The sequence below is a fragment of the Paraburkholderia sp. J63 genome (assembly GCF_905220245.1).
Taxonomy (GTDB): Bacteria; Pseudomonadota; Gammaproteobacteria; order Burkholderiales; family Burkholderiaceae; genus Paraburkholderia.
This window is the reverse complement of sequence record NZ_CAJMZF010000042.1, coordinates 68,986-76,348: the sequence shown is the minus strand read 5'-3', so window position 1 is coordinate 76,348 and position 7,363 is coordinate 68,986. Positions and strand designations below refer to the sequence as shown.

The 7,363-nt window shown below is 64.4% G+C and carries 8 protein-coding genes; 7 read left to right on the top strand and 1 reads right to left on the bottom strand.

Going from position 1 to position 7,363, the window contains the following annotated elements; all coding sequences use genetic code 11:
• From U5775_RS31415 to U5775_RS31390, 6 genes are all read left to right on the top strand, one after another.
• Window positions 1–261, top strand: a 261-nt coding sequence (locus U5775_RS31415) for a hypothetical protein (RefSeq protein WP_322062019.1), incomplete at its 5' end; no start/stop codon positions are given.
• The gene (locus U5775_RS31410) at window positions 258–731 is read left to right on the top strand and encodes a hypothetical protein (RefSeq protein ID WP_322062018.1); all 474 of its coding nucleotides are present in this window, start codon (window positions 258–260) and stop codon (window positions 729–731) included. The genes U5775_RS31415 and U5775_RS31410, both read left to right, overlap by 4 nt.
• Before the next feature lie 23 nt (window positions 732–754).
• Window positions 755–1,258, top strand: coding sequence for a hypothetical protein (locus U5775_RS31405; RefSeq protein WP_322062017.1), 504 nt, complete (start codon window positions 755–757; stop codon window positions 1,256–1,258).
• Between the two features lie 80 nt (window positions 1,259–1,338).
• On the top strand, window positions 1,339–1,671 hold the full coding sequence (locus U5775_RS31400) for a hypothetical protein (protein ID WP_322062016.1): 333 nt from the start codon (window positions 1,339–1,341) through the stop codon (window positions 1,669–1,671).
• A 520-nt stretch (window positions 1,672–2,191) separates the two neighbouring features.
• Entirely contained in the window at window positions 2,192–2,806 is a 615-nt protein-coding gene (locus U5775_RS31395) for a flavin reductase family protein (RefSeq protein ID WP_322062015.1), read from the top strand.
• Window positions 2,807–2,941: 135 nt separating this feature from the next.
• Entirely contained in the window at window positions 2,942–3,241 is a 300-nt protein-coding gene (locus U5775_RS31390; RefSeq protein ID WP_322062014.1) for a hypothetical protein, read from the top strand.
• A 9-nt stretch (window positions 3,242–3,250) separates the two neighbouring features.
• Here U5775_RS31390 and U5775_RS31385 read toward each other — a convergent pair whose 3' ends face one another.
• The gene (locus U5775_RS31385; RefSeq protein ID WP_322062022.1) at window positions 3,251–4,372 is read right to left on the bottom strand and encodes a porin; all 1,122 of its coding nucleotides are present in this window, start codon (window positions 4,370–4,372) and stop codon (window positions 3,251–3,253) included.
• Window positions 4,373–4,697: 325 nt separating this feature from the next.
• Here U5775_RS31385 and U5775_RS31380 point away from each other — a divergent pair, with 325 nt between their 5' ends.
• Window positions 4,698–7,361: a penicillin-binding protein 1A gene (locus tag U5775_RS31380; protein ID WP_322062013.1), complete on the top strand. Its 2,664-nt coding sequence runs from the start codon at window positions 4,698–4,700 to the stop codon at window positions 7,359–7,361.
• The last annotated feature ends 2 nt before the right edge of the window (window positions 7,362–7,363 follow it).

Here is a 7,363-nt window from a genome sequence, read left to right as displayed (position 1 = left end):
ATAAAGGAACCGCAGGGAGTGGAATTGCCCTGGAAGGACAGCTACGGATACACCATGGTCCCCCTTGCGCAAGTGCTGTTTGTCTGCCTGCTCACGCTCGGTCTGGGGCTGCTGGATACGACTCCAGGGTGGAATGGACTGGATACCGCATGCCTTGTCGTGGCGATAGTCGGCAGTGCCGGATTCTTCGCCGTCAGATACTTCAGACACAAACAGCTTCTGCACGAATGCTGGCGAGTGCTTCATGGAGGTTCGTCGTGACCCCGAGACGGCCACCCAAGAACCGCATCCTGCTGGTTCCACCCTTTATCAGGTTCCTGTGGGCGGCCATGTTCATGCTGGCCGTCTACACGAACATCGTAGGATGGTTTGCGGCCCAGGACCTGGGCGATCCGCGATGGGTGCAGTTTCCGCTGATCCAGTTGGGGTTCACGGTGGGCTTTATCGCTGATGATCTCTGGATGCATTGGGTGGACAGCGTTGCCCATGCGCTGCACTTCGAAGACGTGATCGACGGGACCTGTCCCGACACCGAGCAGGAGATCTGCGAAGCCGCAGTGTGGCGCTGGTACGAGAGGCAGGGCAGGCCGTGGCGGATCAGCCCGAACCGGAAGCGCCCGGACGTGCGGTTTGCCGATGCGTGGTTGCGCATGGAAGCCTACCAGCGGGCGATGAAGGCTGAAGAACAGCGCCTTCGGCAACGAGCGCGCCGGAAAAATCACAGGGTGTGATTTTCATGAAGATGAGGAAACCAATGAAGATGAAGAAGTGGATTTCAGCAGCATGCTTTGGAGTGCTTGCCAGTCAGTCAGCTTTTGCGTGCATTCCTGCCGATATTCGTACTGCGTACTTCGGAAAAATGGAGCGGATGACCAGCACACTCCAGGAGGATATCAAGGCCGATATCAAGCGGAACCACTATGTAGTAATTGAGGAACGAGTCGGCTTGGACTTTTACCCCCTCGTCAGGAAAGGTGGTGCGGTCTATCTTGATGGCAAGGTGATTGCGTTGAAGGATGACTTCTTCCGGTATTACGGCCAAGGGTATTACCGGGTGAATCACGAGCTGTATTACATGGGCGAACCTATTGGCGTATCTCCGCGTGACGGCACCGTTACCGTCTCCGTGGAAGACCGGACCAAGCCGCAACCTGAGAACTGGCCGCCGAACGTCATGTGGTGTCAGATTTCCGCCCATGCAGACATACTTGAAACCTCGGAAGGGCTTCGCGTTGAACACGTCGTGTACGACAACTGATTGCCCCAGCAGGAAATCACATCCTGTGATTCCCCAGTAGCCCTATCATCAAACGCGGAAACCAACTGAAGGGAAATTAAATGGTAGAACTAAACAAGACGGGTCAGCGTGACCCGCTTGCCTGGGTCATTGCCTTTGACGAGGGCGATGGCAAGACCAGCTACCACGGCTGTTCGATGTTTGACGGCCAGGCGGCGCTGCGTTATTACCCGTCGCCTTTCGATGCACTCGTCGATATCTCGCGAAATCCCGAACTATCAGGGGCGAAACGTGGCTTCTCGGTGCGGGCGGTGGAGGCGTTGAGAATCAGCGACGCAACAGCGTCCGGCTATGCCTCGGTGATCGCCAGCATGCCGCCGTCTACGACCCGGAATTCCGGCAGTGGCATTTTGTGTCTGCGGCCGAGGTCATGAAGGACTGCATGACCCTCTCATGCTGAAGCGTGGGGAATCCCCATGACGGGTGCCGGTTCGTGTGCAGCGCAGCGTGAACAGATGGGCTGTACGCGCTTTTCGTGTACAAGTGACTTGTCAGCGTGCCCCCTGACTGGCACTCGTTTGAAAGTTTTACAAGACACCTGTCTAATACACAGGACCGTCCCCGCCATGGGAAACGTTAGGGGAATGATATTTGTGGGGCCGTGGGGAATACTTTTTTCCCCGCACGCGGATCGCAAAGCCTTGTGGCGCGGGGTTCAGGTCCGTTGGGGAAGCGTTACCGTCATATGGGTTCGTGCCGAGCCTACGATGCGGTATCCAGTGCTTAGTCCTTTCGGATCAAACACCTGACTTCGATTTCCCGGTGTTGCCCACAGGGCTGTCCAGAAAATCTGTGGATAAACACTCCTTCCAGCGCATCGCACCGCTCCGGACTCCCCAGCACTTTCCCCCGCCCCATGTCATAGTGTGAGCCGCAAGTCCCCCACCGTTCACCATGTCCGACACCTACTTCTACGACCCCGCCGCCGGCCACGGCCTGCCGCACGACCCCTTCAAGGCGATCGTCGCGCCGCGCCTGATCGGCTGGATCTCGAGCCGCTCGCCCGACGGCGTGCTGAACCTCGCCCCGTATAGCTTCTTCGGCGCGTTCGCCACGTCGCCGGCGATGATCGGTTTTTGCAGCGAAGGCCGCAAGGACAGCATCGCCAATATCGAGGCCACGGGCGAGTTCGTCTGGAATCTCGCGTCGCGTCCGTTGGCCGCGCAGATGAACCAGAGCTCCGCGCCCGTCGCCGCCGATGTCGACGAGTTCGCGCTTTCCGGCCTCACGCCCGCGCCGGGCCGCAACGTGGCGGTGCCGCACGTGGCCGAGGCGCCGGCCGCGCTCGAATGCAAGCTGCTGCAGATCGTGCGCCTCACCGCGCTCGACGGCTCGCCCATGGACAACTGGCTCGCGCTCGGCCAGGTCGTCGGCGTGCACATCCAGCAGCAGTATCTGAAAGAAGGGCTCTTCGACACCCACGCCGCGCAGCCCATCATGCGCGCGGGCTATCGCGCGGACTACGCACAGATCGGCGAGATGTTCCAGATGGTGCGGCCCACGGCCTGAGCTGGGTGTTTGCAGGCGCTGGCGCCCGCATTACCGCTGCTGCCGCGCACGTCGATAATGGCCCGCGAGTGTTCTACAGGCGAGTCAACAAAGCAGGCCCACGCAACGCGCGTCTCGCGCGAGGGGAGGCAGTCCATGCAATCTCCGACCGGATCGGTCGTGGCGCTCAGTTCGGCGGCATCGACGATGTTCTCCATCGGCATGATTTTTCTCGGCTACTGGGGCCTGCATGAGCCCACGCCGTGGCGCCTCGGCGACCGCGTGATCGTTGTGCTCGCGCTCGCGGGCTTCGCCTGTCTTGGCAGCGTGCCGTGGCTCGCCACCTCGCCCGCGAAGCCCGGCGACGAGTCGCGCTTCCTGCTCGCGCGCCGCGCCTTTCTCGCGGGCGCGAGCGCGGTGTGGATTTCGATCGCGCTGTCGCTCGTGCTGGTCTAGCGTTGCGCGTCAGAAGCGCGCGCGCAGCCCCACCGTGCCCACGACCTGGTTCGCCGTCGACGAAGCGCCGCCCGCCGTGTTGATGAACGCCACGTAGTTGTGGCCCGTGGCGTGCTGGTACATCGCTTCGGCGTAGAGGTCGGTGCGCTTCGAGAGGCGATACACCGCCTGCGCGTCCACTTGCTGCCACTTCGGATCGGCGCCCCAGCTCGTGCGGTCCACGTGACCGTCGGTGAAGGTATAGGCGAGGCCGAGGCTCCATGCCGGATTCAACTGGTACTTGCCGTTCACTTCGTAGTTGTTGAAGCTCATGTCGCCGCCCTGCGAGCCGAACGAGGTCGTGCCCGCGTACTCGCTGCGCGTGAACACGAAGCCCGCCGTGGCCGGGCCGAACGTATAGTTCAGGCCGCCGCCGTACGAGCGCAGGCGCTCGGCGCCGAGCGAGAAGCCGCCCTTGCCGTTGGCCGTCGACTCGGCGAGGTCCACCGAGCCGGGGCTGCTCGCGTTCGCGCCTTGCGTGCCGTTCATCTGCAGATAGCCGGCGGCCACGGCGAGCGGGCCGTTGTTGTAGCTCGCGCCGAAGCTGTAGACGCGGTTCGCGGCGAAGTCGGGCTGGTTCGAGAACGCGTACAGCGCGCCGAACTTGAAGCCGCCATAGTTGTTGCTCGTGTACTTGGCGGCGTTGCTGATGCGCAGCGAGTGGTTGAGGTTGTCGTTGTCGAACGGATGCGCGAAGCCCGTGTCGCCGAACGTGCCCGCCGTGGCCGAGAGCGGCGAGACGAAGTCGACGAGTTCGTCGTACTGGCGGCCCAGCGTGAGCGTGCCGAGCGGGTCGCTCGCGAGGCCCACATAAGCCTGGCGGCCGAACATGCGGCCGTCCTGGCCGAGCTTGCCGTTCTGCGCGTTGAAGCCGTTTTCGAGCACGAACACGGCATGCAGTCCGCCGCCGAGGTCTTCGCTGCCGCGCACGCCGAAGCGGCTGCCGTTGACGTTGCCGCTCGTCGCCTGCCAGAGCGCGCTGCCCGACTTGCCGTTCGCGACGTTGTTCGTGTACATGATGCCGGCGTCGATCAGGCCGTAAAGCGTGACCGAGCTTTGCGCGTGCGCGGCGCCAGGGGCGAGGGCGCCGATGAGGCCGAGCGCGGCAGTAACGGTGGTGGCAACTGCAGCGCCGAGCGTGGCGGTCGAGGGAATGTTCTTTTTCACGTGTAAAGCTCCTGAGGCGATTTTTTCTTGGCGTCTGGAATGGGCTGGCCGCGGGCGCAGACCCACGGGCAAGCCGACAAGCAGCGTCAGGAGTGTAAGGATCGACAGCCGCCGGAAAATCGGCTGTGACTGGAGAGGATTCTTCTTCGATCCGGAATAAAGATTTCATCGCCGTGTCATAAATGGCGGCGAGCGCGCGCTTCGTTGCGGGTTCGGCGCAATGGCCGGCGCGCGCGGCAGTTTTGGTACGATGCACCCTTTGCCAGCCGATCCTGAAGCCCGCGTGAAGCGTTCCGTGTCGTTCATCCGCGCCCAAGCCGCGAAGTGGTCCTCCCGCCTGCAGCCCCTCACGTCGCGCGTTTGCGCGTTCGTGCGTCCGTGGCTCGGCAAGGGCCTTCATCATCTGCGCCATCCCACCCGGCGCGGCCTGCTCATCACTATCGGCGCGCTACCCGCGGCGCTCGTGCTCTACGTGCTCGTGCTGATTCCGTTCACGCCGAGCATCGGCGACATCCGCAAGGCGCGCGTGGACCAGCCCGCGCAGATTCTTTCCGCCGACGGCAAGCTGCTCGCCGAATTCAAGCCTTCGAACCGCGAGTGGGTGCCGCTCTCGCAGATCTCGCCGCACATGGTCGATGCGCTGATCTCGACCGAGGATCACCGCTTCTACGAGCATCACGGCATCGACTTCAAGCGCACGGCCGGCGCGGCGCTGCATACGTTCTCGGGCGACCGCCAGGGCGGCTCGACCATCACGCAGCAGCTCGCGCGCAATCTGTATCCCGACGAGATCGGCCGCGCGCCCACGCTCACGCGCAAGATCAAGGAGGCGATCACCGCGTTCAAGATCGAGGCCGTCTACAGCAAGCCGCAGATTCTCGAAACCTATCTGAACACGGTGCCGTTCCTCTACAACGCGTTCGGCATCGAGATGGCGGCGCGCACCTACTTCGGCGTGTCCGCGGACCAGCTCACCGTGCTGCAAAGCGCGACGCTCACCGGCATGCTCAAGGGCAACGCCTACTACAACCCGGTGATCAATCCCGAGCGCGCGCTCGCGCGGCGCAACACCGTGCTCGGCCAGATGGTGAAGTACGGCAAGCTCACGGACGCGCAATACGCGACGCTCTCGAAGAAGCCGCTGCGTCTGGATTTCGAGCGGCAGACCGAGCCGCCCGGTCCCGCGCCGCATTTCGCGCAGCAGCTGCGCAAATGGTTGATCGCATGGGCGGACCGCAACGACTACAACATCTATTCCGATGGACTCATTGTTCACACAACGATCGATTCGCGCCTGCAGACGATGGCCACCGCCGCGCTCAAGCTGCAAGCCAATCAGTTGCAGGGTATCGCGAATGGCACGTGGAGCGGGCGCAACGGTTGCACCGTGAGCAACGATCTGTTCAAGACCTTCATGCGCGAGACGCCGGACTACAAGAGTGCTCGCGATGGGGGCGCAAGCGACGAGGACGTGCTCAAGAAGCTCGCCGCCGACCGCACGTTCATGCGCGCGCTGTGCAAGGACAAGACCACGGTGCAGGCCGGCTTCCTCGCGATCGATCCGCGCAACGGGCAGATCAAGGCATGGGTGGGCAGCCGCGACTTCGCCGGCGAGCCGTTCGATCACGTGCAGCAGGCGCGGCGTCAGCCGGGTTCGACGTTCAAGGCGTTCGTCTATGGCGCCGCGTTCGCGGACGGCGCGAAGCCGACCGATACGATCATCGACCGGTCCGTGGAAATGCCGCTCGAAGGCGGCGAGATCTGGCGTCCCAACGACGACGTGCCGCCCAGCAACAAGCCGATGACGCTGCGCGACGCGCTCGCGTTCTCGCGCAACCGTATCACGGCGCAGGTCATGCAGGCGGTAGGCCCCGACAAAGTCGCGCGTCTCGCGCGCGCGATGGGCGTGCGCGACAGCGAGCTGAAACCGGTGCCCTCGCTCGCGCTCGGCACGAGCCCGGTCACGCTCAAAGAGATGGTGTCGGCGTACAGCACCATCGCGAACGATGGCGAGTACCTGGAGCCGCGCATGGTCACGAGCATCGAGGACAGCAAGGGCAATGTGCTCGCGCAATTCGCGAGTGCCTCGCCCGAGCGCGCGCTTTCCGCATCCGCGGACCGCACGCTGCTCGACACGATGCGCGACGTCGTGAATCGCGGCACGGGCTCGAGCATCCGCACGCGCTTCGGCATTCGTGCCGACGTGGCCGGCAAGACCGGCACGACCCAGGACAACGCGGACGGCTGGTTCATCCTGATGGACCCGCAGCTCGTCGCGGGCGCGTGGGTGGGCTTCGACGACGGGCGCGTCACGCTGCAGAGCGAGGGCGCCCGTAGCGCGCTGCCGATCGTCGGCGACTTCTTCTCGCGGGCGTTGCGCGCGCGCGTCGTCGATCCGCGTGCGCGCTTCGACACCGAAGTCGCACCGGGCCCCTTCGAGACCTTCCGCGATCGGCTCAAGACGTGGATGGACGGCCTGTTCGCCTCGAAGACGCCGGCCGAGGCGCCGCGTGCGCCGGCCCGCGCCCCGGCGCAGCGTCCGGGCGCGCCGGCCGTTACGCCAGCGCCCGAACCCGCCGAGGTGCCGCCTTCGAGCGGCGTCGCGCAGGCGGGCGCGGCCTCGGGGGCCTCGGCGGCGCCGGTGCCGCCCGAGATCGCGCGCATGTTCGGCGAGCCGCCGGTGCTGGGGGCTTCGAGTGCTTCGGGTTCTTCGGTTAGCTCGGGCGCTTCGGCGGCGCAGGCGCAGCCATCGCAGCAGTTGCAGCCATCGCAGCCGCCGCGTCAGGAGCAGGCGCCTTATCCGCCGCAGGAACCGTCGCTCGCGCCGACGCCCACGCCCGACGATGATTCCGATTCCAGCAACGGCGCGGGCGCGCAATATACGCCGCCGGTCGGGCAGCCGCAGGGCAACTGATC

What these genes read in the sequence shown, in the direction of transcription:
- U5775_RS31405 (WP_322062017.1), top strand. Translation starts at nt 755, where the DNA reads ATGAAGATGAAGAAGTGGATTTCAGCAGCATGCTTTGGAGTGCTTGCC.
- U5775_RS31400 (WP_322062016.1), top strand. Translation starts at nt 1,339, where the DNA reads ATGGTAGAACTAAACAAGACGGGTCAGCGTGACCCGCTTGCCTGGGTC.
- U5775_RS31395 (WP_322062015.1), top strand. Translation starts at nt 2,192, where the DNA reads ATGTCCGACACCTACTTCTACGACCCCGCCGCCGGCCACGGCCTGCCG.
- U5775_RS31390 (WP_322062014.1), top strand. Translation starts at nt 2,942, where the DNA reads ATGCAATCTCCGACCGGATCGGTCGTGGCGCTCAGTTCGGCGGCATCG.
- U5775_RS31380 (WP_322062013.1), top strand. Translation starts at nt 4,698, where the DNA reads ATGCACCCTTTGCCAGCCGATCCTGAAGCCCGCGTGAAGCGTTCCGTG.